General features: G+C 48.8%; 24 protein-coding genes. 20 read left to right on the plus strand and 4 right to left on the minus strand.

What is annotated here, in order from left to right:
- Positions 1-58 precede the first annotated feature (58 nt).
- The 6 genes from dinG (at position 59) to NHN17_RS00850 (ending at position 6,598) form a co-directional block, all read left to right on the plus strand.
- A complete protein-coding gene (gene dinG / locus NHN17_RS00825) occupies positions 59-2,140 on the plus strand; it encodes an ATP-dependent DNA helicase DinG (RefSeq protein ID WP_255040197.1) in 2,082 nt (693 codons plus the stop codon).
- A gap of 22 nt (positions 2,141-2,162) precedes the next feature.
- Entirely contained in the window at positions 2,163-2,936 is a 774-nt protein-coding gene (locus NHN17_RS00830; protein WP_255040198.1) for a sulfite exporter TauE/SafE family protein, read from the plus strand.
- A 26-nt stretch (positions 2,937-2,962) separates the two neighbouring features.
- Positions 2,963-3,514: a primosomal replication protein gene (locus NHN17_RS00835; RefSeq protein ID WP_255040199.1), complete on the plus strand. Its 552-nt coding sequence runs from the start codon at positions 2,963-2,965 to the stop codon at positions 3,512-3,514.
- Positions 3,514-4,446, plus strand: coding sequence for a histone deacetylase family protein (locus NHN17_RS00840; protein WP_255040200.1), 933 nt, complete (start codon positions 3,514-3,516; stop codon positions 4,444-4,446). Before NHN17_RS00835 ends, NHN17_RS00840 begins: the two co-directional genes overlap by 1 nt.
- Positions 4,447-4,464: 18 nt before the next feature.
- The gene (rsmS, locus tag NHN17_RS00845) at positions 4,465-4,647 is read left to right on the plus strand and encodes a pleiotropic regulatory protein RsmS (RefSeq protein WP_303629285.1); all 183 of its coding nucleotides are present in this window, start codon (positions 4,465-4,467) and stop codon (positions 4,645-4,647) included.
- A gap of 523 nt (positions 4,648-5,170) precedes the next feature.
- Positions 5,171-6,598 (plus strand): coiled-coil domain-containing protein, encoded by a 1,428-nt coding sequence (locus tag NHN17_RS00850; RefSeq protein ID WP_255040201.1) that lies wholly within the window; start codon positions 5,171-5,173, stop codon positions 6,596-6,598.
- 236 nt (positions 6,599-6,834) lie between these two features.
- Here the strand turns inward: NHN17_RS00850 and NHN17_RS00855 are convergent, their stop codons facing one another.
- Positions 6,835-7,008 carry a hypothetical protein gene (locus NHN17_RS00855; RefSeq protein WP_255040202.1) on the minus strand — a complete coding sequence of 58 codons (174 nt, stop codon included), beginning with the start codon at positions 7,006-7,008 and terminating at the stop codon, positions 6,835-6,837.
- Positions 7,009-7,211: 203 nt separating this feature from the next.
- On the opposite strand from NHN17_RS00855, the gene NHN17_RS00860 reads away from it, so the two are divergent.
- From NHN17_RS00860 to NHN17_RS00890, 7 genes are all read left to right on the plus strand, one after another.
- Positions 7,212-8,510: a TolC family protein gene (locus NHN17_RS00860; protein WP_255040203.1), complete on the plus strand. Its 1,299-nt coding sequence runs from the start codon at positions 7,212-7,214 to the stop codon at positions 8,508-8,510.
- An 8-nt stretch (positions 8,511-8,518) separates the two neighbouring features.
- Positions 8,519-10,102 carry an efflux RND transporter periplasmic adaptor subunit gene (locus tag NHN17_RS00865; protein ID WP_255040204.1) on the plus strand — a complete coding sequence of 528 codons (1,584 nt, stop codon included), beginning with the start codon at positions 8,519-8,521 and terminating at the stop codon, positions 10,100-10,102.
- Positions 10,099-13,227 carry an efflux RND transporter permease subunit gene (locus tag NHN17_RS00870; protein WP_255040205.1) on the plus strand — a complete coding sequence of 1,043 codons (3,129 nt, stop codon included), beginning with the start codon at positions 10,099-10,101 and terminating at the stop codon, positions 13,225-13,227. Before NHN17_RS00865 ends, NHN17_RS00870 begins: the two co-directional genes overlap by 4 nt.
- Positions 13,228-13,269: 42 nt before the next feature.
- On the plus strand, positions 13,270-13,770 hold the full coding sequence (locus tag NHN17_RS00875) for a cupredoxin domain-containing protein (RefSeq protein WP_309243474.1): 501 nt from the start codon (positions 13,270-13,272) through the stop codon (positions 13,768-13,770).
- Between the two features lie 16 nt (positions 13,771-13,786).
- Positions 13,787-14,305, plus strand: a complete 519-nt coding sequence (locus NHN17_RS00880; RefSeq protein ID WP_255040206.1) for a CueP family metal-binding protein — start codon at positions 13,787-13,789, stop codon at positions 14,303-14,305.
- Positions 14,306-14,491: 186 nt separating this feature from the next.
- Positions 14,492-15,433, plus strand: coding sequence for a CDF family Co(II)/Ni(II) efflux transporter DmeF (gene dmeF / locus NHN17_RS00885; RefSeq protein WP_373689524.1), 942 nt, complete (start codon positions 14,492-14,494; stop codon positions 15,431-15,433).
- Positions 15,434-15,446: 13 nt separating this feature from the next.
- Positions 15,447-15,863 (plus strand): MarR family winged helix-turn-helix transcriptional regulator, encoded by a 417-nt coding sequence (locus NHN17_RS00890; RefSeq protein ID WP_255040207.1) that lies wholly within the window; start codon positions 15,447-15,449, stop codon positions 15,861-15,863.
- A 261-nt stretch (positions 15,864-16,124) separates the two neighbouring features.
- On the opposite strand, the gene NHN17_RS00895 is transcribed toward NHN17_RS00890, so the two are convergent.
- From NHN17_RS00895 to NHN17_RS00905, 3 genes are all read right to left on the minus strand, one after another.
- Positions 16,125-16,634: a glycine cleavage system transcriptional repressor gene (locus tag NHN17_RS00895; RefSeq protein WP_255040208.1), complete on the minus strand. Its 510-nt coding sequence runs from the start codon at positions 16,632-16,634 to the stop codon at positions 16,125-16,127.
- Between the two features lie 209 nt (positions 16,635-16,843).
- Entirely contained in the window at positions 16,844-18,289 is a 1,446-nt protein-coding gene (locus NHN17_RS00900; protein ID WP_255040209.1) for a methyl-accepting chemotaxis protein, read from the minus strand.
- Positions 18,290-18,541: 252 nt separating this feature from the next.
- On the minus strand, positions 18,542-19,030 hold the full coding sequence (locus NHN17_RS00905) for a hypothetical protein (RefSeq protein ID WP_255040210.1): 489 nt from the start codon (positions 19,028-19,030) through the stop codon (positions 18,542-18,544).
- 406 nt (positions 19,031-19,436) lie between these two features.
- On the opposite strand from NHN17_RS00905, the gene yhfZ reads away from it, so the two are divergent.
- The 7 genes from yhfZ (at position 19,437) to NHN17_RS00940 (ending at position 25,842) form a co-directional block, all read left to right on the plus strand.
- Positions 19,437-20,333: a GntR family transcriptional regulator YhfZ gene (yhfZ, locus tag NHN17_RS00910; protein ID WP_255040211.1), complete on the plus strand. Its 897-nt coding sequence runs from the start codon at positions 19,437-19,439 to the stop codon at positions 20,331-20,333.
- A 20-nt stretch (positions 20,334-20,353) separates the two neighbouring features.
- Entirely contained in the window at positions 20,354-20,731 is a 378-nt protein-coding gene (locus tag NHN17_RS00915; RefSeq protein WP_255040213.1) for a hypothetical protein, read from the plus strand.
- Positions 20,725-21,603, plus strand: coding sequence for a phosphotriesterase family protein (locus NHN17_RS00920; protein WP_255040214.1), 879 nt, complete (start codon positions 20,725-20,727; stop codon positions 21,601-21,603). Before NHN17_RS00915 ends, NHN17_RS00920 begins: the two co-directional genes overlap by 7 nt.
- Positions 21,604-21,629: 26 nt before the next feature.
- Entirely contained in the window at positions 21,630-21,989 is a 360-nt protein-coding gene (locus NHN17_RS00925) for a DUF2620 domain-containing protein (protein WP_255040216.1), read from the plus strand.
- A gap of 6 nt (positions 21,990-21,995) precedes the next feature.
- A complete protein-coding gene (locus NHN17_RS00930; protein WP_255040217.1) occupies positions 21,996-23,297 on the plus strand; it encodes a YhfT family protein in 1,302 nt (433 codons plus the stop codon).
- A 96-nt stretch (positions 23,298-23,393) separates the two neighbouring features.
- Positions 23,394-24,572: a YhfX family PLP-dependent enzyme gene (locus NHN17_RS00935; protein WP_255040218.1), complete on the plus strand. Its 1,179-nt coding sequence runs from the start codon at positions 23,394-23,396 to the stop codon at positions 24,570-24,572.
- Positions 24,565-25,842: a phosphopentomutase gene (locus NHN17_RS00940; RefSeq protein ID WP_255040219.1), complete on the plus strand. Its 1,278-nt coding sequence runs from the start codon at positions 24,565-24,567 to the stop codon at positions 25,840-25,842. Before NHN17_RS00935 ends, NHN17_RS00940 begins: the two co-directional genes overlap by 8 nt.
- Positions 25,843-25,845 lie beyond the last annotated feature (3 nt).

Raw genomic sequence — 25,845 nt, forward strand, 5'->3', positions numbered from 1 at the left:
GGTCACATTCAGATGTTCGTGCTATAATGCGCGCCCCTGTCCCGATGAAGTTTCAGTTATGCTACACAACCAGATAAAGAGTGATATCAAGCAGTGCTATGAGAACCTGGGCAATCAGCTCGATAACTTTATACCTAGAAGAGCTCAAAACTATCTGGTTGCAGAGATAGCCAAGACACTTGGCGGTGAATACCATGCCAAACACCGCATGCTGGTCGGTGAAGCCGGGACAGGAATTGGTAAATCACTCTCCTACCTACTAGGGGCGATCCCGTTTGCGGTGTTCAACAACAAGAAGGTGTTGATTTCCACCGCGACGGTTGCCCTGCAAGAGCAGCTGATCAATAAAGACTTGCCTTTGTTCAACCGTATTTACCCCAAAGAGTTCAGCTTTATCTTGGCCAAGGGCCGTCAACGCTATTGTTGCAATCATAAATTGGAATCCAGCTGTAATAGTGACGAAAGTCAGCAGGTTAGCCTTTGGGATGAAAAACCTAAAAAGTCGGATTTAGACCTTTTGAAGCGGATGTTGATAGCCAGCGAGGGCGGGAAATGGGATGGCGACCGGGACAGTTGGCCAACCACCATCCCGGACCGTGTCTGGCAGCAGATCGTTGCCGATAAGCACAGCTGTCATGCTGGCTTGCCTAAGCACCGGGATTGCCCATTCGCCAAGGCGCGAGAGCACCTCGAAAAAGCCGATGTCATTATTGCCAACCATGCCTTACTAATGGCAGACATAGAATTGGGCGGCGGAATTATCTTGCCGGAGCCGGAGAAAACCATCTATGTTATTGATGAAGCACATCATTTACCCCAAGTTGCGCGTGACTTTTCTTCGGCAGCAGCCAGCCTTAAAGGTGCAGCCAGCTGGTTGGAAAAGCTCAACCAATCTGTCGGTAAATTGGCAGAGTTGGCCGATTACAAAAAATCAGGCCGGTTCCAGACCGCATTGAGCGAGAACATTGCGACGCTGATTCCAACACTGCGCCAAATCGCCAGCAGCATCGATGACAGCCAATTCAATAAAGACGGCGTTTACCGCTTTGAACACGGCGAACTTCCAGCATGGCTGCAAGAAGAAGCCAAGGGGTGTAAAGATGCCAGCAAGAAAGCCTTACAAGCATTGGGGAAAATCCACGATTTGATCTCCGAGCGCACGAAAGACAATGAAATCTTACCAAGACTCGGTGAACAAGCACTTACCGAATCCGGCTTTTATTTACAGCGACTTGAAAACCTTGAGAAGGTCTGGAGCTTAATGGCCCAGCCCAACAAGGACAAAGGCGCCCCGCTCGCACGCTGGATAGAAAAAAGCCAAGACCGTGAGAATGACTACGTTATTGAAGTCTCCCCGCTTGAAGTCGGCTACCGCCTCGATCAATTACTATGGAGCCGCGCTGTGGGCTCAATTCTGGTATCGGCAACCCTACGGGCATTGAACCAGTTTGACTACTTTTGTCGCCAGGCCGGTATTTATGAAAAAGAAGCCACCCGCTTCTTAGCCCTGGCCTCACCGTTTGACTACCAAAATAACGCCCGACTGGTGATCCCGGCCCTACCTCTCGAGCCGCAAGCAGACAAATTTACCGATTTGCTTATCGACACCCTGCCAGAATACCTCGAAGGGGAAACATCTAGCCTTGTCTTATTTTCTTCCTATTGGCAGATGAACCAAGTCGCAGACAAGCTCCGACCTCTGGCGAAAAAGAACCGGTGGGAACTCCTTGTTCAAGGTGAAGAGTCACGTCAAACCACTCTAAAAAAACATAAAGAGAACTGTAAAAAAGGTAAAACCAGCATTTTGTTTGGTACTGGTAGCTTCTCCGAAGGTCTTGATTTGCCAGGTGATTTACTTAAAAATCTGATCATAACCAAGATCCCTTTCGCGGTGCCGACCTCGCCAGTAGAAGAAGCCCACGCAGAGTACATTGAAAGCCGCGGTGGTAACCCGTTTTTACAAATCTCGGTACCGGAAGCGAGCAAGAAGCTTATCCAGTCGGTGGGACGCCTGCTGCGTAAAGAAGATGATACAGGGAGAGTCGTGCTGCTCGACCGCCGGGTGATCACCAGACGCTACGGCAAAGCCTTGCTCGACTCATTACCACCTTTCGAACGTGTCATAGAACACGTCAAATAGTAGATATAGTTGATAACGACTCATGATTGAAATGATAGAGCCAGGAATGTGGCTCTTACTTGGATTAATTGCCCTTCTGGCCGGTTTTATCGATGCGGTCGCGGGTGGAGGGGGTATGCTAACCGTCCCCGCCCTGTTGTCTATTGGCCTGCCGCCTCACATTGCATTAGGCACCAATAAACTGGCAGCCACTTTTGCTTCTTCTACAGCGGCATGGGCCTATTACAAAAAACAGCTTTTTTCACCCTCTTTTTGGCGTCAGTCCTTCATCGCCACCCTTATCGGTGCGATTGGCGGCACCCTGGTGGTTGATATGATTTCTACCGAATGGTTAGAGAAAGCGCTACCGCTGATCATTCTAGCCACTGCGGTTTATACCCTTTGGCATCCACACCCCAAAGGGAATAGCCACCGCTTACCGGAAAAATCCGCTAACCTGACCAAAAAACAGTGGGCACAGGGAACAAGCTTAGGTTTCTATGATGGCGTTGCAGGCCCCGGAACCGGTGCCTTCTGGACCGTGTCGAATATGGCGCTGTACCGTCTCGATATCCTGATGGCATCAGGCCTTGCCAAAGCGATGAACTTTACCAGTAACCTAACCTCACTGGTGACCTTTGCCATCTTAGGGCATATTAATGTATTGCTAGGCCTAACAATGGGCGTCTGCCTGATGATCGGTGCCTATATCGGCGCTCATTCTGCCATTCGCTTTGGCGCACGCTTCATCCGGCCCGTTTTTGTCACCGTGGTTATTGTTCTAGCCATCAAACTGGCCCTGCAGGCCTGGTTTTAACCCGCCGCTGAATCTGGAGTCATACTATGCTCGACTTCCAACGACTGGAAGAAATCGCTACCCAATTGACCGACGAGGCTGCCAGAACCGATAGCAAGCGGGGAGAAGCCCAGCGTCCGCTATTTGATGAGCAGCTGTTTCATTGCCGCAGTAAACTGCTGGTCCCTTGTGTCGAGGAAATCCGTGAAGAAATTCTGGCACTCAGCCGTGAGCACACCCAAGGAAAGCTCGCCCCCAGCCGTACCCAGCATATTTGTGAACGCATCGTTTCACAAATCCAGGCGGTACAGCGGGAACTGGCCACGCAGCAAATTCGCAAAAATGAACCGCAACGAACAAGGAGCTGGCGCAAGCCGATATATGAACTCAAGCAAGATCTCGCCCAGCACCAAGAATGGGCCAAACGCTTAACGACGATGCAGCGCAACAAAGAGCGTGCAGTGAGCCGCTGCCGCTCAGTTGAAGAGCGACAAAGTTTGGAGAGCGAAGCCGCAACCTTGGCTGATCGCTTGTACCGCTGCCGCGCCGCACTAGCAAAACTCGAAAAGCAGATCAGTATGCGGGAGCGAAAAGGTTAATGGCACTTCATTTGGTTTATCACCCTATTTACTCAGAGCTTGATCTGCCACCGCAGCATCGCTACCCCATCCACAAATATCGGATGCTGTATCAGCACCTAAACCAAGAGTTGCGACTCGGCTTACACCCTCAGCTGCAGTTGCACCAGCCACACCCCATCAGCATTGATGAGGTCAAACAACTGCACCACCCCGATTACATTGATGCCCTGTTTAGCAACACCTTGCCTGCCGCAAAAATGCGTCGAATTGGTTTTCCATGGAGTACGCAGCTTATTGAGCGTACCCTGACCTCTTCGGGTGGCACCAAGCTAACCGTCGATTTAGCTTACCAGCACGGCATCGGGATCCACCTTAGCGGCGGCTATCATCACGCCCATCATGATTTTGGCAGTGGTTTTTGTCTCATTAACGATCTGGCACTTGCTGCCCGCCACGCCCTTACCCTAGACGGTATCGACAAGGTCATGATCATTGATTGTGATGTCCACCATGGTGATGGAACGGCAACCTTATTGGCTGATGATCCGGAGATCATTACTTTTTCCGTCCACTGCGACAAGAATTTCCCCGCCCGTAAGCCAGCCTCAGATATCGATCTCGCCCTGCCTAGGGAAACGACCACCGAAGAATACCTCGACGCTTTTGCCGGTATTCTGCACCTTGCGCTGGCACAGCACCAACCGGATATGGTGCTCTACGATGCCGGAGTTGATATCCACCAGCACGATGAATTGGGCTACTTCAACGTATGTACCGACGGTATTTACCGGCGCGATCATTTAGTATTGACCCTTTGCCATAATACCAGTATCCCCGTTGCAGCTGTCGTTGGCGGTGGTTACCGCAGTGAACATCAACATCTGGTCAACCTGCATGCCCAGCTTATATACTCAGCGCTGGATATATTGGCGCAGCGCCCTTGTAACTAACCAGACAACGTGAGCATTATGACTGAATCAACATCATCACCCCTAGACAACGCCCCGGACGATATCAAATTAGCGGTGGATCTTATCTACCTACTCGAAAGCAATGAGGTCGATCTTGAAACAGGATTGTCTGCGATCAATATCGTGAAAGGGGATCTAGAAGCCAAGTTAAAAGCACAAAAAGTGTCAAAAGCCCAATAGCCCGACCTCTTTGAGCAATTTCGCGTAAACCCTCGCCGATGAGGGCGGTGAGTAGTCACTGCCTATCATTACTGCATCTCAAACAAGCAGCTTATACCAATCTGGATAAGTCGTTGATCAAGTATTTTCACTGGAAAAAACGTTGTTATCAAGGCAGAGATTGCAGTAACTAGTGGCTCTAATTACAAAATATCTAACGCAGAGAACAGCGATTTTAACCTGCAAGACTGATCAAATATTTATGTAGGTTGGTATTAATACCCAGCGAAGCTCATCCTCAAGCTGCTTACCTATTTCCATTTTAAACATATACCCAATAGGTACAACGCCCGTCAAAATAATGACTAACTGACCATTACTCGCCATGAAAAAGTCACTTTATTCAATTGACATGTTTTTAAATAAATAATTAAATCATTGGTATTTAACTTATTTTTATATCGTTCTACAATCTTTACCGCAAAAAATATAATTATATTTTCAAAACATATTTTTACTCATATACATACCCGTTGGAGCTGTAATGAAAAAGGGACTAACACTGTCAGCCATTGCTGTTACTGTACTTTTATCAGGCTGTGCGTCTGATTCTGATGCAACAAAAACACTTCCTCTAGAAAGCAATCAGTCTGAAATCTCCACCCAGATAAATTCAATTGCTCAGAGCATTAATCAAGCTAAAGAAAAGCTTAGCAATGCAAAAGCGGATGACCTTCCTTGGTTTGCAACTAAGCACTACCAAGATGCAGATAAAGCACTCAGTGATGCCAAAGAGTACTACGCTTTGTTTGAAACGGACCCAAGCAAAGCCCGCAGTAGTACCGGCTTCTTTAGCTCAAGAACCAATATTCAAGCAACTGAAGACGCGCTAAACCAATTCAACTTAAATATTGCAAAAGCAGAAATGATCCGCGAGAAAGCATTATCTGTTCTCGATGAAGCATTTTCTTACCGTGCACAATTAGCGTCTTTAGACGTTAATGAATATTATCCGAAAACTAATGCTCGTTTAGACACTCAGCTGCAAACATTGGTCAACTTTATTGCAGAGGACAGAACAGAACGTGCTACATCTGGCCAACCGGATTTAGTAAGCCGCCAGCGTGCGCTAGAAGTCAAAACAGTTACTCGTATTTATCTATCCGATGCACAAAAAGAATTGGCACGATTGAAGACGAGTAACACGGCACTGCATGCGCCAGATACCCTAGCTGTAGCCGCAACTCGTGTGACTGCTGCTGAAGCCTTCATTGGTGCTGAGCCTCGTTCGATTAACGAGATTGAAGACAAGGCAGCTGAAGCCATGTTCTCGCTACAGCATGCCGAGCACATCGCTGACGTAGTACAGCAATTAAAAGCATTACCAGAAAAAGACTATGAGCGTCATGTACTGACGTTTGAAAAACTACTGGTCAACATTTCTAAAGCACTTGGTAGTGACGACCTGCGTGATAACTCGATTAATCAACAAGGCAAACTTCTTGTCTCTCTGATTGAAGAGCAGAAAACCCAATCAAGCGAAGGTGAGCAGAGCTTACAACAACTTTTGGCGCAGCTGACTGACGAGCAGAAAAAAGTCACTGAGCTTGAAGCATCACTGACAGCAGAGCAGCAAGCTAGCGTTCAAACCAGTGAGAAAATGAAGCAATTGGAAGCCAAGGTTGCTGAACTGAATACCTCCCTTGTTGCAGCTTACACCCAAGCGAGCGAGCAATCAGAAGATTTAGCACAAGAACAAGAGACAGCCTCAGAAGACGAGACAGCTCTAGAAGCTACAGAGAAAGCCGTTGCCGAAGAACCAGCACTTGTAGAAGCTGTGGCTAATGAAGAAGTGCCTGAAGAAGCAATAACAGAAAAAGTGGCGAATGAAACCATTGAGGTTGAGGCTGCCGACGTAGAGTCTGCACCACAAAAACTCACCGCTGAAATTGAGCCAGAAGCGGCGAGCTAACCCCTAAACCATCTCAATAGTAAGAAGTGGCTAATTGGCCACTTCTTTTTATTGACGTTTCCCCTAGGGGAAGGTTTACACTTATTGGCAATCTTATAATTTACAGTTAGATATTGATGATCTTGCGCCGACCGCACAATATGCTGGCATTACTTCTGGTATTGATAATCAGCCTGATTATCAACCCAGTTTTTGCTATGTCTGGTCATCAAACCATGCCAAGTCAACAAACAAGTTCAAGCCATCATACAGACTCTGCTGCATCGACGACCCAGAGCACTGCTCATCACAGTGTTCATAACCAAGGCATGCTTCACTGTGATAACTGCGCTGATGGTTCGACAATGGACGCCAACCACTGCGGCAATGATAGCAATAACAAGCATTGCAAAAGCTGCAACAGCAGCCATTGTCAATACTCCACCCTGCCCGAATTTTATCTCGCACAAGTAAACTTATCCGCTCAAGGTACTCCCCAGCGTTTATTGGTAAGTGCTCCAATTTCCCGCCCCGAAAATAGCCTCCGCCCCCCTATTCACTAATTCGCTTCCGTTTACATCACTGGGCCAGTTCGCTTGTCCAGTCGCTATTTACGTCGAAAAAGTGAAAAAATATGTATAACAACAAGATATTCCGTGCGATCCGCATGGTGTCTCTCATTGGTTTTGCCGCCAGTTCTTGGGCGAATTCTTATCCAGAACATGCCCATTCAGAGCCAGCAACACTAAAGAGACTTATTAACTGGGCGGTTGAACATGATGTTGCCCAACAGCAAATACAGTTTCAGGCTGATGCGATCAGCGAAATGGGGATTGCCAATAGCCAACTTATGGATCCCAAAGTGAAAGTGGGTATCGGCGGTTTACCGGTCGATAGCTTTGCTTTCGATGAAGACCCAATGACCAATATTTCGGTCGGCTTAATGCAACAATTTGGTCGTGGCGATAGCTTATCCCTGCTGCAAAAGCAGAGCCGGCAACAAGCCGGGAGTATTCGCAAACAAGCCGATATCCGCAAGCTGGATGTCACCAAAGCGATTACAACTAGCTGGATCGAACTGGCCTACCTTGAACAAAGCCAGCGATTGATTAAACAAAACCAAGATCTCTTCCGCGAACTCACCCGCTACCTCAGCACCAACTACGGTGTCGGGGCTAGCCAAGTGCAGGATTTGATCCAAGCCGAGTTACAAGTCAACAAAATTGATGACCAACTTCAGTCAAACCAACAGATGCAACAGCAGCTGCGTGCCCAGTTATCTGAATGGTTAGGAGAACAAGCTTGGCAGATCAAACCCAAAGCCTATCCACAATGGCAGGCTCTGCAAGCCTATCTAGCTGCGTCTACACAGGATCACTATCAACAACTCGCCAGCCATCCGAATATTCTCGTGACAGATGAGCTGATCAAAAGTAGTGAAACCGGTGTCGAGATTGCCAATGAATCCTACCAACCACAGTTCGGTGTTGAGGTGATGTATGCCCATCGTCAGGCGGATCGTATGGATGGCTCTGCCGCTCCAGACTTGGTCAGCGCCTATGTCACCGTGGATCTCCCGCTGTTCACCGAAAAACGCCAGGACAGAAAGCTATCAGCCGCCCAGCATCAGGTCGGGGCGGCCAAAACACAGCGTGATCTCATGCTGCGCCAGATGCATGCACAGATCAGTGCTGCCGTTATCAACAGGGATAACACCCTGCAGCGTCTGGATCGCTACCGCTCAGCCTTGCTAAAGCAAGCCAAGGAAAAAACCCAAGCGGTCGAGCGAGGCTATCAAAACAATACCAGCCAGTTGGATGAATATATCCGGGCAGCCAGTGAAGAACTGGCCATCGAGCTGGAACAGGCACGCCTTGCCGCCGACTTACAACAAACAAACAACACCTTGGCTTACCTGCTGAACAAATATTAAGGGATATCATGAAACAGTCATTTTCTGTTGCCTTCATCGCTCTCGCCATTGGTGCTGGCCTGGGCTATTTCACGAACGCCTATTTCGCTAATAAGCCATTAGGCACAAGCCATGACACAAACAGCCAAGCAGCTAGCAACGAGCCTCTTTACTGGGTCGCTCCCATGGATCCGAACTACCAGCGTGATAAGCCAGGTAAATCACCGATGGGCATGGATTTGATCCCAGTCTATGAAGAAGATCTTGCAGGCGGCAATGATGACCCGGCCGGTACCGTCACTATCAATTCAGCGGTTGAGAACAACCTCGGCGTCAAAACAACCCAGGTTGAACGCCAGCAGCTCGCCCCAAAAATTGATAGCGTGGGCTATGTTAGTTTTGATGAAAGCCAGCTATGGCAGATCAACAGCCGTGTCAGTGGCTGGATCCAAAACCTCAGTGTCAATGCCATTGGTGAGCGTGTGCTTGCTGGGCAGGTACTGTTTGAAATTTACTCGCCAGACTTAGTCCGAGCCCAGGAAGAGCTGCTCAATGCCAAGCGCATGGGTAAAGCGGTGCTGGTCAATGGCGCCAAAGATCGCTTGCGTTCATTAGGCGTGGATAACGGCCAGATCAGCGATATTATTCGCCGCGACAAACCGCGTCAGTACATTGCGATCAAAGCCCCTTCCGATGGGGTCATTGCGACCCTTAACATCCGTAATGGTGCTTACTTGTCACCACAGCAAACCGTTATTAGCGGTGGTTCTCTTTCTGATATCTGGGTTGATGCCGAGGTGTTTGAGCGCCAAGCCCATTGGATCAAACCCGGTACCAGTGCGGATATGTGGGTCGATGCCCTTCCGGGTAAACGTTGGCAGGGCCGGGTCGACTACATCTATCCGATTTTAGATCCTGCAACCCGTACATTACGGGTGCGCTTGAAGTTCAGTAACCGCGAAACCAACCTAAAACCTAACATGTTTGCCAACTTAACCTTGATCCCGCAAACCGAGGAATCGGTATTAGTGGTACCGGAGCAAGCCGTGATCCGCTCTGGCAATATGGCCCGTGTTGTCCTCGCCCTCGGTGAAGGCAAATACCGCTCAGTACGGATTAAAACGGGGCGTACCGCTGCTGGCATGATTGAGGTTATTGACGGGCTGACGACTGACGACACCGTCGTGACCTCGGCTCACTTTATGCTTGATTCTGAATCGAGCCAAAGCGCCGATCTCAGCCGCATCAACACCCAGACACTGAGTCAACCTTCCAGCCAAGTCCACACCACCGGGGTGATCCGAAATATCATGCTGGATCATAAGATGCTAACGATAGAGCACCCACCCATCCCTGAATGGGGCTGGCCTGCCATGACCATGGATTTTACGGTCAGCGATGACAGTGACCTAAACCAATTGGTCGGTGGCCAGTCGGTACGATTTCTAGTGACCAAGCAGGACAATGGCCAGTACACGCTTTCAGGTATAGAAGCAGATAGCGGAGAAAGTGGTGCAATGATCGAGCACAGCGGTATAGATCACAGCGCCCACGACCATCAAAACATGGAACATGATATCCAGACTCCAGCGACTAAGGAGACTGAACAATGATCGGTGCCGTGATCCGGTGGTCAATCCAAAACCGTTTTCTGGTTTTGGTTGCCACCGCTTTTTTAATTGCTTCCGGCCTATACAGCGTCAAGCAAACTCCGATTGATGCCATCCCAGATTTGTCTGATGTACAGGTCATAATCAAAACCAGCTATCCCGGCCAAGCACCGCAAGTGGTAGAAGATCAAGTCACCTACCCGCTGACCACTGCCATGCTGGCAGTACCGGGGGCAGAAACGGTTCGTGGTTATTCCTTCTTCGGCGATTCCTATGTCTATATCATCTTCAACGATGAGACCGATATGTACTGGGCACGCTCGCGGGTATTGGAATACTTAAGCCAAGTCGCCCCAAACCTACCCGACAGCGCCAAGCCAACATTAGGGCCTGATGCTACCGGTGTCGGCTGGATTTACAGCTATGTTCTGGTTGATAAAACCGGCCAATACGATTTGAGCGAGCTGCGAAGCTTGCAAGACTGGTTCCTAAAATACGAGCTGCAAACCGTTGAAGGCGTATCGGAAATCGCCACGGTTGGCGGTATGGTCAAACAGTACCAAGTCCAAATTGATCCCAACAAACTACGCGCCTATAATCTGACGCTACAACAGGTCAATATGGCGATTCAGGCCGGTAACCAAGAAGCGGGAGCCTCGGTGATTGAGTTGGCCGAAGCTGAGCACATGGTGCGGGCAACCGGCTATGTTACCAACATCGACGACCTCAAGAACATACCGCTCAAAGTCACCGACAAAGGCACACCACTGTTACTTGGTGATATTGCCGATATTAACCTCGGTCCACAAATGCGCCGCGGGATCTCGGAACTCAACGGTGAAGGCGAAGCGGTTGGCGGGGTTGTCGTCATGCGCTTTGGCGAAAATGCCCAAGAAGTCATCAACAACGTTAAAGACAAGCTAGCTGATCTAGAGCGCAGCTTGCCTGATGGCGTGGAGATCGTAACCACCTATGACCGCTCAGGCTTGATCGACAGCGCAGTAAAGAACCTCTACGAGAAATTACTCGAGGAATTTATTGTTGTCGCCATCGTCTGCGCCCTATTCCTATTCCACTTCCGTTCATCACTGGTAGTGATTATCAGCTTGCCTATCGGCATTCTGTCTGCATTTATCATCATGCACTGGCAGGGGATCAACGCTAACATCATGTCACTCGGGGGGATTGCGATTGCGATCGGCGCTATGGTCGATGGTGCCATCGTGATGATCGAGAATGTCCACAAACACATTGAACGGACCCCACTCACGGATAAAAACCGCTGGCAGGTGATCAGCCGAGCAGCAGAAGAAGTCGGCGCACCGCTTTTTTTCTCGCTGATTATCATCACCCTAAGCTTTGTACCTGTGTTTGCCTTGGAAGGCCAAGAAGGCAAAATGTTCTCGCCACTGGCCTTCACCAAAACCTTTGCCATGGCGTCGGCCGCTGGCTTGGCAATCACCTTGGTACCGGTACTGATGGGCTACCTGATCCGTGGCAACGTGATGCCCGAACATAAGAATCCCATCAACCGCTTGGTGATTGCACTCTACCGTCCATTGCTTAATTTCAGCTTGGCGTTCCCAAAAACAGTCATTGTGATTGCACTGGCGTTGATGGCATCGGCCTACTATCCAATGCAAAAGATGGGTAGCGAATTCATTCCACCGCTGGATGAAGGCGACTTAATGTACATGCCTACCACCTACCCTGGCATATCAATCGGTAAGGCGCGAGAACTGTTGCAACAAACCGACAAGCTGATCAAAACCATCCCTGAAGTAAAAACCGTCTGGGGCAAAATCGGCCGAGCAGAAACCGCGACTGATCCCGCACCGTTGACCATGATCGAAACCATTATCCAGCTCAAACCGAAAGAAGAGTGGCGCGACGGCGTCACCACAGAAAGCTTACGGCGTGAGCTGGATAGCTTGATTCAGTTCCCCGGTTTGACCAACGCCTGGGTAATGCCGATCAAAACCCGTATCGACATGCTGGCCACCGGTATTAAAACCCCAATAGGGATCAAAATTGCCGGCCCAGATCTCAAACACATTGAGCAAATCGGTGCCCAGCTGGAAACCGTACTGCAAGGCGTTGAAGGCACAGCATCAGTCTATGCCGAACGAGTCGCCGGAGGCCGCTACATCACCATGGATATCAAGCGCCGAGAAGCCGCCCGCTATGGCCTAAGCATCCGAGATATTCAGCAAGTGATCAGTACCGCTGTTGGTGGCATGAACGTTGGAGAATCTGTCGAGGGATTGGAGCGCTACCCTATCAATGTCCGCTACCCGCAGAGCTACCGAGATTCATTGGATAAATTGCGCAACCTGCCTCTTGTTACTCCTAGTGGTGCTCGGATCGCACTGGCTGATGTCGCCGATATCCGCTTTGAAGATGGCCCGCCGATGATCAAAACCGAAAATGCCCGCCCCAACGGCTGGGTCTTTATCGACATTGATGGTCGCGATCTCGGATCTTATGTGGAGGATGCCCAGCAAGTGGTTGCCGAGCAACTTGAACTGCCCGCAGGGTATTCGCTGGTGTGGTCAGGCCAATACGAGTACATGGAGCGGGCCAAGGCCCGACTGACTGTGGTGGTACCGGCGACTATCGCCATCATCATGCTGTTGTTGTACTTGAGCTTCCGCCGTGCTGGAGAAGTCATAATCATCATGGGTACCCTGCCTTTGGCGATGGTCGGTGGGGTATGGTTGATGGAATGGCTGGGCTACAACTTCTCGATTGCCGTCGGTGTCGGTTTCATTGCCCTTGCCGGAGTGGCGGTAGAAATCGGGGTCATCATGCTGGTTTATCTCAATCAGGCCTGGAAGTACCAGCTAGAAGAAGCCGAGCACACCAGCAAGCCATTGACGCTTTTTTCACTCAACAAGGCCATTCAGGAAGGGGCGGGACTGCGGGTGCGGCCAATCATGATGACCGTCTCCACCGTCATCATCGGCCTTATCCCTATTATGTACGGCTCAGGGACTGGCTCGGAAGTCATGCAACGTATTGCCGCACCCATGATTGGCGGTATGTCCTCGGCGCTGTTACTCACGCTTGTGGTATTACCTGCCTCCTTCCAGCTTTGGAAACGCTTTAGCTACAAACTCACGCAATAACGACAAACACAATTCCCGGTGCCCTGCACCGGGTAAGGAACTATGATGATAATAAAAACCACCTTATCACTGGCTCTAATATTGGCGACTCCCTTGAGTTTTGCCGCTGGGGACCACGCTCATCATCACGAAGGGCACGGTAATATGTCTGGCCACGGCGCAATGGCCTCAGCCGTTGGTATGCCTGCACCAGTCACTCAAGCGAGCCAAACCTATCAAGTGGTACTGACCGACGATATGAAAATGCAATTCGAGCCAAACTTATCCATCCAACAAGGTGATGTGGTGCGGTTTGTTATCACCAACCAAGGCCAGATCCCCCATGAGTTTTCCATCGGCAGTCTCGACGAACAAGCCAAGCATCGCGAAATGATGCGGGCAATGCCGGATATGGAGCACCATGACGGAACCACTCTCACCTTAGCACCAGGTGAAACCGCAGAAATGGGATGGCACTTCATGGGCCAGAACTTTGTTGAGTTTTCTTGCAACATAGCAGGCCACTCCGAGGCCGGCATGAAGCGTAATACAATTTTGAAATAACGAGATGGAACATACGATGAAATACCTACTACCTGCACTTCTACTCTCTTTAAGCAGCGCACAAGCGCTAGCAAATACAGATGCACAAGCTTTCAGTAAGCTGTCACCGCAAGCGGCACTGAAACAATCCCATCAGTGGCACCGGACTGGCGAGGCAACCGTGAGAATCATGCCTGACGCTATCTATGCAGAGTTTGCTGACGGCTCAAAAGCGACGGTCCCCATTGAAGAAGAGTTTCTACTCTCTATAGCCCCGTTCGAGAACGTGACCCATGGCTGTACCTTCCATGTTCCAACTGGCTGCCAAGGAGAAATGGTCAACAAAGCCATGACGGTGGAAATTACCGATACCCAAACCAATGAAGTGGTTCAATCTGGCATGGTAAAAACCCAGAAAGACGGTTTTATTGATTTCTGGATGCCGAAAAATGGTAACTACCAGTTCACCTTCACCTACCAAGGCAAAACAGCTACGGAAGTACTGAGCACCAAAGGTAACAGCCGCACCTGTATCACCACTATGCAGCTAATCTAAAAAGCGTCATCACGCTATAGCCTCTCCCCTGCAGACCATAACTCTGCAGGGTGTTTTTCTATGTGCCACGCATTCCCTCGTCTCTCAATATACTTTGACTTTCAAACTATATGATCACAGAATACCTTGACCATCAAAATATATAATTATCAAACAAAATAGCTTGTACCAATCAGGGGAACACTCATGCACCGTTCTAATTTGCAACAATGGCAGCATAGCCATGACTTTGTTTCAATCAACCATAAAGGGGAACAGCGGACGCGGTGGGTGCTAGGGTTGACAGTCGTGACTATGGTGGCGGAGATCACCGCAGGTACACTCTTTGGCTCGATGGCGTTATTGGCCGATGGTTGGCACATGGGGACCCACGCAGCCGCTTTCCTCATTACCCTGTTTGCCTACCGCTATGCCCGCAAACACACCAACAATCCAACGTTCTCGTTCGGAACAGGCAAAGTCAGTGTGCTCGGAGGGTTCACTAGTGCCATCGCACTTGGCCTTGTTGCCTTACTGATGTTGGTTGAATCTTTAGATCGCCTGCTTAATCCACAAACCATACAATTCAATGAAGCCATTCTTGTGGCTGTGATCGGTTTATTAGTCAATATCGTCAGCGTATTCTTGTTGCACGGTAGCCACCATGATGATCATGGTCACCATGAACATAGCCATAACCACGGGCATAGTCATGGTCACGATCATAACCTCCGCGCAGCCTATTTCCATGTATTGGCAGATGCCCTGACATCTCTATTGGCCATCGTTGCCCTGTTGTTTGGTAAATACCTTGGCTACGACTGGCTCGACGCCATCATGGGCATGGTCGGTGCGGTGATCATTACTCGCTGGGCATGGGGCTTGATGAAGCAAACCAGCCCAATCTTGCTTGATGGCAGTATTGACCATGAATACCAACAAAAAATTGTCGACACACTTGAAAGTAATGCCGATAACAAAGTCAGTGATATCCATATCTGGAAAATCAGCGCCGACCATTATGCTGCGATGATTTCGCTGGTGACCCACCAACCCAAAGCAGCCAACGAATACAAGCAATTACTGAAAGAGTTCGATAAACTTAGTCATCTCACGATAGAGGTCAACCCGTGCCAAACGGCACACTGACAACGAGACAGAAATGAAAGACATTGAACAGTTGAACCACACCATCATTGAATTCTACGAAAAGCTCTCTTCTTGGGAGCAATCCGTTGTCCGTGGCAAGGGCTTCTCCCTGCCACAGATTCATGTCGTTGAAATTCTAGGTGCACATGGTGCAATGAGGATGAAGGAGTTGGCGGATAAAATTGGCGTGACGACCGGTACCCTGACTGTTCAGGTCGATAAAATGGTCAAGCTGGGTCTTCTGGTGCGCCGCCCGCATGAATCAGATCGTCGATCGATTCTCGTTGAGCTAACTGGAGAAGGAGAGGAGCTGTATCACGAGCACGATCAGCTTCATCTCAGCCTGACGCAAGACATCACCGCAAAGCTCAGTACTGAAGAGCGGCAACAACTGCTTGCTAGCCTGGCCAAAATGAACCAAGAGTTCTAATACCAATCTGGATAAGTCGTTGATCAAGTATTTGCACTGGAAAAATCGTTGTTATCAAAGCAGATATTGCAGTAACTAGTGGCTCTAATTACAAAATATCTAACGCAGAGAACATCGATTTTAACCAGCAAGACTGAGCAAATATTTATGTAGGTTGGTATAAACGTTACGATCCTATCAACGCCAGCTATCCACCCGATACAGGTACGGACCCGTACCTGTTATTGTCTTCTTTAGCGTTGTGTTTAATACGCTATAGCGTTAAGCCGTTTCTAACACTTTCACAATCAGACCATCGTCGACTTGCTGCAACGCTTCAAGCAACTGTTCAGTATCCACTTCGGTAGGCACATCAACTTGCAACTCGGCAAAGAATAAAGCCTGGCCAAGATCAGGGACACCTATACGGTGGTTTTCAATCTTCACGATACCGATGCCTATATTATCCAAAATACGGGTAATATCATTGACGATACCCGGACGATCACTCGACTCGACCTTCAAAGTTAGATGGTCGGTTTTGATTTCACCAACCTCCGCCGCTTCTATGATCCGGATATCTAATTCTTGCTGGGCTTGGAAAAGCTCTCTTAGCTGACCCGCAGATTGTGCTGGAATATCAATCTTCAAAATCCCGACAACTTGGTTATCCAGCCTGTTAATCTTACTGATCAGCCACTTGCCACCAAGTTCGTGAGTCTTGGCTGCTAATTTATTGATAAGTTGAGGATGATCTGTTCCCGCCAATGTTACGGTTAATTGAGTATTCATACGCGCTTCCCCTCTACAATCCAGCCAGAAACACGCTGGCTATATAGTCAGATTAGCAAGCAACTGGGCAACGTGCCGTGACCAGGCTCCATTCTGGTTATGAAAACCATTGTTTCCCCCATACTGAATTCACAAATCCATGCAAAAGAGCCAGTTACTAAAGTAACTGGCTCATAAGGGCTGTGGATCTTTCAAGCTGATTTAAGGTTTCAGCTATTGGTACGATATTTATGCAAAATATCACCCAACTGACGCGAGGTATCCGCCAAGCTGGTGCTGTTATCAATCGACTGTTCACTCATAGTACGGATCACTTCCGACTGGGAACGGATATCATGCAACTCTGAGGCTATATCATTGGCAACCGTAGTCTGTTGATGTGCCGCCGTCGCAATTTGAGTGCTCATGTCCATCACCTGACGTGCCGATTCGGCAATGTTATCCACGTCGCGGCCGATTTCGGTGATCATCTCACGACTGTGGTGCGACTGCTCAAGCGTCACAGCGGTAATGTTGGAGATACTGTTCGTCTCAAGCTGAAGCTTGTCAATCATAGCCTGAATCTCAACCGTTGCCTGCTGCGTGCGCCCCGCCAGCGTTCTGACTTCATCGGCAACCACAGCAAAGCCACGCCCCTGCTCACCGGCACGGGCCGCTTCTATTGCCGCATTCAGCGCAAGCAAGTTAGTTTGTTCAGAAATAGCATTGATCGTGGTGATCACCGCATTGATTTCTTCGGCCTTCTCATTGAGGCTACCAACAGCACGCGAGGCTTCGTCGGTTTGCTCAGACAGCTGGGTCACTTTGACAATCGCCTGTTGAACATTGCGATTACCCTGCTCGATGCTTTGCATGTCAGCATCCGATTGATCAGAGGTTTGCTGTGCCAAACCAGCGATATCTTTAGCCGACGCTGTCATTTCTTCCATCGCCGTCGCTACTGAATCAAGCGAAGCGTATTGCTGGTTCACTTGTTGGCCTGCACCTTGTGCATCATTACCGAAATTACCTGCCGCAATCTGCAGGTTCTGAGCACTGTGCTTCACCGTATTGACCAGCTCGCTTAAGGTATCCATAGTGCGATCTAATTCAAAACCGATGATACCGAACTCGTCTCGGCCAACGTGGAAACCCAGTCGCGACGTCAAATCACCATCGGCAATACGCCTAGTGGCTTGGTGCATCACCCACAGCGCACCGCCAAGGAAAGTCGCTATCCAGTAACACAGCAAACCAATTGGTAAGAGTGCAGCCAGTGAATAGAAAAAGCGCTGCAAGGCCTGATCTTTTTCTGCCTGGAATGATGTGGACAACGCCTGTGGCAAGCTCGCCATGCCCATTGATGTCACCATCTGCGCCTGCTCTCGGGCTGTTCCGTAGGTATTGCCGGTAAAGTTCACACCTTGTTGTTGCAATAAGTTGCGCTGGGCATCATTGTCCAAACCGGAACCCTGTACTGTTTCGACCATTGCCGCAAGTCTTGCTTCGGTCACCATCAATTGCTGCCGCTCAAGTTGGCTAACGCTTTGGCGGTAATGCAACCCGGCAATCGCCGTGACGACCGTGGCAATCAGTGCAAAGAGCACCCAAAACTTATCGTTGACAGACATCTTGACAAACAGTCTGTCAACGGTACGAAATTCAACCTCTCTCATCCTCGTTCCCTGTAGTTATTATTGGGTTTGGCCATATGGTAACAGCTCAACGTTTGCTGTTGTGATGCAGGATTTATTTTTCAGATAACAGAAGTACACCATTTCACAAAAAGTTGATCTTTATCACAAAAAACCACCAATTTAATGCTTCTAACTAATACCGACATAAAAAAACCGGTCGTTATCACTCTGAATCCCAGAGCGATACCAACCGGTTTTGTATGTTACTTTTCGTCAATAAACGAAGGAAGCTTAGATACCTGCGCGCTTGAACAAACCAGCCATTAATGGTGAATTTGCTTTAACTTGCTTGGATTTAGTCTTGAACTCACGTGCCAGCGACGTATCTTTGATATCGTTGGCAATGTAAATCATTGACTGGTACATATCACCTGCTGTTTTGATACGAGCGCTATCGTTCATTGGGCTAATGATTTTCACCACATCGGTGCCTTTCATGCCGTTTTTAGTAGCGTAATTCTCAACAGAATCCAACAGCTTATCTAAATCATTCACGAAGTCAGAATTTTCAACACCTAACTTCTTAATCTCTTTCAGGTTACGCTTTCGCACCCGATTGATAATAAATGCTGGCTTATTGATCATCTTGTAACCGAAGAAACCGGCAAGAATCAGTAAGGCAACACCACCAGCTACATAACCCCAAATAGAACCCGAAGATTCAGCAACTGGCTGGATCACTTCGGCGGCGGTTGTAACAGATACTGGTACATCAGACATATTGGTAACCTTTCATTTCTCTGGAACAGAACAACAGTGACATTATGCACTCCAGCAACAAAGAACTATGCGTTTTATCAATATTTGTTGCAAATAGGGTGACCGACTTCAAGCTTTGGTAATTAAACTGGCGAGCATATCGTGCCACAAAGCATAATCTTTCACAAAAAATCAGTTCTGGCATTCAATAAAGATGCAGTAGGCTTCACCGTTAGCTGCTCAAAACGCTATAGATCAATGGTCAGCCATTTCAGAGGCAGGCCTGTCTTCTGAGAATACAACCACACTCATGCCCGGTGTAAATATTTATTGATATAGGTCTCAATTTCACTCCCCCCGACTATATGCAATGAGAAGTAGTTGTTATTTTAATAATTCAAAATATTGAAGATTAAATCAAAGTGATATGAAAACGCATTATATCAGTAAGGAAGGGGCTGCTATCATCAACATTGCCCGCTATCTAATGTCAACGGTAGTCTATGACCGACTGCGTACTATTGATGCCCTATCTGAAGATATTGGGGTTTCTGTTGGTTTCGTCCAAAAAGCACTAACCACGATTGAACAACAAGAAGCTGTAGAGCTATCAAGACAAGGGCGAAACGGTACATTTATTGCCAAACTCGACTACCGGGCCCTGGCAAAACTGGCTGGCTTCTCTCATGTTGTCTGTGCCATGCCACTGCCTTACACCAAGCACTATGAAGGGCTCGCCAGTGGACTAAAACAGCAAATCGGAGATCTCCCTCTGTATTTTGCCCACATGCGTGGTGCTGGCGTCAGAGCTGAATGCCTATTGGAAGGCTCCCATGATATTGCCATTATGTCCAAGTTAGCGGCACAAACCTATTCCGGAGGTTTTGTCACTGCCATCGACTTAGGACAGTATTCTTACTCCCATTCCCACAGGCTGATCTTTCGCCAAGGGGAATATAACAAAATAGAACATGTTGGTGTTGACCCGGACTCACCGGACCAGAAGTTGCTGACTCAATCAGCTTTTCAAGACAAGCCTGTTACGATTGTAGAAATCAACTATACAGACAGCATGAATCTGTTACTCAATGGTGACATTGATGCCGTAGTATGGCTGCCGGAAGCTATTGACATGGAAAAATACGGCTTGGCAGAGAGGCCACTGGATCATATAGAACAATGTAAATTGGCTTCTGAAGCCGTCATGCTGGTGAGTGGCGAGAACCCCCACATCACCACTCTGCTCAGAAAGCTGATTAATATTCCCGCTTTACTTGAACATCAGCAGCAAGTGGTGCGGGGCGACATCACCCCGAATTACTAATTACGGATCAGGAGAGAACAATGAAGGAACGTCTCACTCTGCTGCAACAAACTAAAGTGATCAGCGATGAAGCCTGCCAAGCAACGGAAATAGCTATCGGCCTTATCAGCCAGCATCTCGCCATTACACCGGATAATGCTCAGTTCCAAATGGCTATGACCCACTTTGCCAGAGCTTATGACCGAATTAAAAATGGAATCACGGTGGCTGAAGGGCTAGATCCGGACATCCTTGACGAGATCCTCACGGATGATACATACGAGCCGATTCAAGCCCTCAATGAGGCCATCATCCTCCAGACTGGCCTCATTGATGTTCCAGCCTCAGAAAATTCGTTTTTCATCAGTAATTTGTTCGCCATTTATCATGCTTGTCTGGCGAAGGAGGAGGCATGTTAATTGATGCGGATGGCTATACCTATTGCCATGAACATTTACACATTGATTTATCCACTCAAAAAGGTGATATCGACTGCCGACTGGATCAATACGCGCTGATTAAAGCGGAGATGGATGCACTTGTTGAACGAGGCGTTTATAACATCATTGAAGTAACAAATTCCTTTATGGGAAGAAATCCTCAATTTATTGAAAATTTAATATCCGACACAGGTATAAACATTCTCCTATCCACTGGATATTACATAGAGGGATTTTTTCCGCCCGAGCTGTATTCCAAATCAGCAAAAAGCATCAGCCAGGAAATGACCCGTGAAATCGTCGTGGGCATAGAAGGAAGCTCGCTCAAAGCCAGTGTCATTGGTGAAATAGGCAGCAGCCAAAGTACTTTTACGGACATTGAAAAAAAAGTATTTGAAGCCGCCGCAATGACACACTTTGAAACCGGCCGCCCTATTTCGACCCACCAATCAATGAGCACCATGGGTCGCCAGCAGATTGAGTTGCTAAATCGTTTTGGCGTCGACATGCAAAGCGTCACTATCGGCCACTGCGATCTGAAAGACAACCTTGACGATATTTTGTGGTTGCTGGATCAAGGCTGCTTTGTTCAATTCGACACTATTGGTAAGAACGCCTATTACCCGGATAGTCGCCGGATCGCCATGCTCAAAGCCCTATCAGAGCGCGGAAGGTTAAACCAAGTCATGCTGTCGATGGATATTACCCGTCGGTCACACTTACAACAAAACGGTGGGCTCGGTTTCTGTTATTTGGTTGATACGTTTATTCCTCTACTGCTTGAAAACGGCATCAGCCAAACCGAAATCGACACCATGATGAGACATAACCCTAACCAACTTTTCCAATAACAAACAGAACAATAAAAGGTCAAATTATGAAAAAAATCGGAATTGCCGGCTTACAACGAGAGCAAATAAAAGCGCAAATTGAACAAACCCTGCCGGGTCAGTTTGAATGCCACATCCTTAACGATATGGAAGCCGCCATGAAAGTAAAAAGTGGTGAGCTCGACTATTACATCGGTTGCTGCAATACCGGCGCGGGTGCTGCACTGTCACTCGCCATTGCTATCATTGGCTTTGCCCAAAGCTGCACGATTGCTAAACCCGCTATTCAAGCCAAGCAACATGAAATAGAGCAGTTTGTGAGTGAGGGAAGAGTCGCTTTCGGCCTCTCGGTTGAGCATGTCGAACACGCTGTCCCCATGTTAATCAATACACTCGCAAGCAGGTAAATAGTTATGGATATGATAAACATTGGGCTGGTTGCCCTACTCTGTGCCATGACGGCATTTATTGCCAATCTTAGTGCATCAGTATTTCATGATGGAATCCGCCCTATTCTGCCCCAGCTCGTAGAGGGCAATATGACCCGCCGAGACGCTGGCTCTGTCGCTTTCGGCCTGTCTATTGGCTTCGTCGCATCAGTGGGGATTTCATTTACATTATCAACCGGACTACTCAACCCTTGGCTGCTATTTCTACCAACCGATATCCTCGGCGTCATGATCGCCAGCCGGTGGCTCGCCGCCCTTGCTGGTGGGCTGTGGGGGATATTAGTCGTGACCTCACTCAGTGGCGTTAACGCAGTCCTTACCGGCTTACCCATAGACGCCCTCGGTGCGTTAGGCGAACTCGGTACCCCGGTCATGACCGCGTTTGCTTTGTTCCCGCTACTGGCGATTTTCTATCAATTCGGATGGAAAGCCGGGGCTGTTGCTGCAGCTGTTGTCCTTCTCTCTCGCCTACTCACCATCCAGTTTACGTCTATTTATCCAGAGTCCATCCAAATTTTTGTCGGTATGCTGATGTTAATTGGTACAGCGATTCAAAAAGACATGGCAGATAAACGGAACGGCATTACCCCTCCGGATATGTCTGGCATGCATAGTTTATTTGACGAACGTACCAAGCGGATAATGAAGCACTTACCGCTGCTGGCTGCAACAGGGGCACTTGTTTCCATTGTTGCTAACGCCGGTATATTCGCCGGCTCAGAGGTCTCTATCTATGCTCTGGCCGATGTCTATAAGATGACAGATCCCATTGAAAAGCAAGCAGCAATGCAGCAAGTTGCCCTCTCTGAATTTATGAGGGGTATCGGCTTTGTTCCGCTCATCGCAACCACTGCGCTCGCAACCGGCGTGTATGGCGTAGTCGGTATGACATTTGTATTTGTCGTGGGTTACCTATCACCGAATATCCCTGTCGCCGCAGTGCTGGGTGCTCTTACTATCTGCGTGGAAATTTTCGTGCTGCGTAAAATCGGCCACTTCCTCGAACGCTTCCCTTCCATCCGCAATGCCTCGGACAACATCCGAAACTCCATGAATACACTGATGGAATTCTCGTTGCTGATTGGCGGAGTACTTGCCGTCATGAAGATGGGCTCAACAACCGGGCTGACGATTTTCACCATGCTGTTCTTCCTGAATGAAGTCATGGGACGTCCGATACTGAAAATCGCCGCACCTGCCGTCGCCGCCATTCTAACGGGTGTCGTACTCAATGTGCTTTATGTCTTCGGCTTGTTTGCTGTCTAACTGACAGACTAAAGAGCCAGCTCCACATCAATACCTGTAATTGTCTACATACAAAACATGTGGACTGGCTCTGTTCATCTTTAGAAAGGGATTTATATGTTTCTAAAAGCATTACAAATACAAAACCCGGCACTGATTGATAGTGCTATTGCGCTATTGCAAAGCGGTGCCATCCTACCCGATACCTATGTCGTTGATGTTGACCAGTTCACTGAAAATGCCCAACTCATCAAAGCCAAGGCAGATCAATACGGGGTCAAACTGTATGGTATGACAAAGCAACTTGGCCGAAACCCCTTGCTCGCGAAAATTCTGGTCGATGAATTAGGTTACGACGGTATCGTTTGCGTTGACTATAAAGAAGCCCGCCAACTCCATCTAGCCGGTGTCAGAATCAGCCATATCGGCCATCTTGTACAGCCACCTAGCCATTACATTCCCTACATTGTCTCAACGATTCAGCCCGATGTGATCACTGTCTACTCACTGGATAAAGCCAGAGAGATCTCAGCTGCCGCAGTTAAGGCCAAGCGCCATCAAGGCATCCTTCTGAAATTCTTCCATGCCTCCGATTGTTTGTATACCAATCAGGAAGCTGGTTTTCCCATCGAGTCGCTCGAGACAGTCTGTCATGACATCGCAGCCATGCCGAACCTACAGATCTCCGGGCTGACCCATTTCCCTTGTTTTCTATATAACCCAGCCACTCAGAGCACAGATCCAACCCACAACCTCGACACGTTGCTAGATGCCAAGGCACACGCTGAACGACTTGGTTATCAAATATCTCAGCTCAATATGCCTTCTGCCACCAGCTGCCACACACTCGGCAAAATACAACAATTCGAAGGCACACATGGTGAGCCCGGCCATGCACTGACTGGCACCATCCCGGCCAATCAAGATGCTAGCCAGCCAGAAAAGGTAGCATTAGCTTATGCGACGGAAGTGTCCCACCAGTTCGGAGGCACCAGTTACTGCTATGGCGGCGGCTACTATCGCCGCGGCCAATTAGACCATGCGCTGGTCAGACATACCCATCAAGGCTCAGTGCAAGACACCTTGGTCGGTGTACATAATGACGATGAAGCCAGCATCGATTACCACCTACAGCTCGAGCACCTCTTCCCGGTCGGCACTCCCGTCATCATGGCGTTCCGAACCCAGATTTTTGTTACCCGCAGTGACGTCGCACTGGTCACGGGGATCTCAAACAACCAGCCGGCATTACTGGGCTTATACGACGCGCAGGGAAACGAGGTGAAGCATGGCTAAATTTGTTGTCGTCGTACTCGATGGCTTTGGAGTCGGTGAGATGCCTGATGTCACAGACACTCGGCCACAGGACTGCGGCGCCAATACCGCCGTTAAGCTTCTGGATCATTTTCCACTTAAAAGGCTACCCACTTTGGAACAGCTGGGGCTGATCAACATAACCGGTTTGACGCGATCTGTCATGCAGCCCTCCCCTTGCGCCAACTGGGGTACAGCCAAACTAGCCCATTACGGATGCGATACTTTCATGGGGCATCAAGAGATCATGGGCACGCTTCCCAAACCACCGATGATCAAGCCCTTCCAGGAATCAATCGATAGCATCGAGCACGCCTTGAAACAAGAAGGCTACCCGACAGAACGCATAACCCGGGGTCCACTGCAATTACTGATGGTAAAAGGATGTGTGGTTATTGGTGACAACCTAGAAGCGGATCTAGGCCAAGTGTATAACTTGACAGCAAATTTCAACCAGATCAGTTTTGACGAAGTCAAGCAGATCGCCATGGTGGTTCGCGGAGCGAATGCCGTCAGCCGCAATATCGCTTTTGGCGGTTTTATCCCATCAATGGATCGCGTCTTTAGTGCCATCGAAACGAAAACAGACCAACAAGGCAAGCTAGCCTATATCGGCGTGAATGCCCCCGATTCCGGCGCCTATGACGAAGGTTTTCAGGTTGTACACATGGGCTTTGGTGTCGACGCTCATACCCAAACGCCACATCAACTCGCCAAGGTCGGGGTACCGACCTACCTGTATGGCAAGGTCGCCGATATTGTCCTAAATGAATCCGGCACCTCATACACATCAGTGGTCGATACCGACCAAATTTTCTCCCTGCTACTGCACGATCTCGACCAGCGACAGGGATTCTTCTGCGCCAATATCCAAGAAACCGATTTATCCGGACATCTACAGGATCCCAAACGCTACTGGCAAGTGCTAGAAAAAGCCGATCGCGGACTGGCTGCGACCATCGATACCCTCAACCCCGGCGATGTTTTGATTGTCATGGCTGACCATGGCAACGACCCCTTTATTGGCCATACCAAGCATACCCGTGAGCAGGTTCCCTTAATGCTTTTTAGCCCCGGAGTCGCCGGGATCCCAATAGGGTACCGAGACACCCTTGCTGATATCGGTACCAGCGCAGCGGCATTTTTCGGCGCGAGTCCCCCCGAGTCGGGGCGTCCGTTGCAGGTACTACGCAAACTCGAACAGGAGCGGCACTCCTTCCAATTAAATGCCAAAAATAAATTAATCCAATAACTT

This window comes from Photobacterium pectinilyticum (assembly GCF_024357955.1).
Taxonomy (GTDB): domain Bacteria; phylum Pseudomonadota; class Gammaproteobacteria; order Enterobacterales; family Vibrionaceae; genus Photobacterium; species Photobacterium pectinilyticum.

Excerpts from the sequence above, each read along its gene's own strand:
- NHN17_RS00835 (WP_255040199.1), top strand. The coding sequence starts at position 2,963 with ATGCTCGACTTCCAACGACTGGAAGAAATCGCTACCCAATTGACCGAC.
- NHN17_RS00870 (WP_255040205.1), top strand. The coding sequence starts at position 10,099 with ATGATCGGTGCCGTGATCCGGTGGTCAATCCAAAACCGTTTTCTGGTT.
- dmeF (WP_373689524.1), top strand. The coding sequence starts at position 14,492 with ATGCACCGTTCTAATTTGCAACAATGGCAGCATAGCCATGACTTTGTT.
- NHN17_RS00900 (WP_255040209.1), bottom strand. The coding sequence starts at position 18,289 with ATGAGAGAGGTTGAATTTCGTACCGTTGACAGACTGTTTGTCAAGATG.
- NHN17_RS00880 (WP_255040206.1), top strand. The coding sequence starts at position 13,787 with ATGAAATACCTACTACCTGCACTTCTACTCTCTTTAAGCAGCGCACAA.
- NHN17_RS00855 (WP_255040202.1), bottom strand. The coding sequence starts at position 7,008 with ATGGCTGCTGTTGCAGCTTTTGCAATGCTTGTTATTGCTATCATTGCC.
- NHN17_RS00935 (WP_255040218.1), top strand. The coding sequence starts at position 23,394 with ATGTTTCTAAAAGCATTACAAATACAAAACCCGGCACTGATTGATAGT.
- NHN17_RS00915 (WP_255040213.1), top strand. The coding sequence starts at position 20,354 with ATGAAGGAACGTCTCACTCTGCTGCAACAAACTAAAGTGATCAGCGAT.
- yhfZ (WP_255040211.1), top strand. The coding sequence starts at position 19,437 with ATGAAAACGCATTATATCAGTAAGGAAGGGGCTGCTATCATCAACATT.
- rsmS (WP_303629285.1), top strand. The coding sequence starts at position 4,465 with ATGACTGAATCAACATCATCACCCCTAGACAACGCCCCGGACGATATC.
- NHN17_RS00925 (WP_255040216.1), top strand. The coding sequence starts at position 21,630 with ATGAAAAAAATCGGAATTGCCGGCTTACAACGAGAGCAAATAAAAGCG.
- NHN17_RS00865 (WP_255040204.1), top strand. The coding sequence starts at position 8,519 with ATGAAACAGTCATTTTCTGTTGCCTTCATCGCTCTCGCCATTGGTGCT.
- NHN17_RS00890 (WP_255040207.1), top strand. The coding sequence starts at position 15,447 with ATGAAAGACATTGAACAGTTGAACCACACCATCATTGAATTCTACGAA.
- NHN17_RS00860 (WP_255040203.1), top strand. The coding sequence starts at position 7,212 with ATGTATAACAACAAGATATTCCGTGCGATCCGCATGGTGTCTCTCATT.
- NHN17_RS00875 (WP_309243474.1), top strand. The coding sequence starts at position 13,270 with ATGATGATAATAAAAACCACCTTATCACTGGCTCTAATATTGGCGACT.
- NHN17_RS00920 (WP_255040214.1), top strand. The coding sequence starts at position 20,725 with ATGTTAATTGATGCGGATGGCTATACCTATTGCCATGAACATTTACAC.
- NHN17_RS00940 (WP_255040219.1), top strand. The coding sequence starts at position 24,565 with ATGGCTAAATTTGTTGTCGTCGTACTCGATGGCTTTGGAGTCGGTGAG.
- NHN17_RS00840 (WP_255040200.1), top strand. The coding sequence starts at position 3,514 with ATGGCACTTCATTTGGTTTATCACCCTATTTACTCAGAGCTTGATCTG.
- dinG (WP_255040197.1), top strand. The coding sequence starts at position 59 with ATGCTACACAACCAGATAAAGAGTGATATCAAGCAGTGCTATGAGAAC.
- NHN17_RS00930 (WP_255040217.1), top strand. The coding sequence starts at position 21,996 with ATGGATATGATAAACATTGGGCTGGTTGCCCTACTCTGTGCCATGACG.
- NHN17_RS00895 (WP_255040208.1), bottom strand. The coding sequence starts at position 16,634 with ATGAATACTCAATTAACCGTAACATTGGCGGGAACAGATCATCCTCAA.
- NHN17_RS00830 (WP_255040198.1), top strand. The coding sequence starts at position 2,163 with ATGATTGAAATGATAGAGCCAGGAATGTGGCTCTTACTTGGATTAATT.
- NHN17_RS00905 (WP_255040210.1), bottom strand. The coding sequence starts at position 19,030 with ATGTCTGATGTACCAGTATCTGTTACAACCGCCGCCGAAGTGATCCAG.
- NHN17_RS00850 (WP_255040201.1), top strand. The coding sequence starts at position 5,171 with ATGAAAAAGGGACTAACACTGTCAGCCATTGCTGTTACTGTACTTTTA.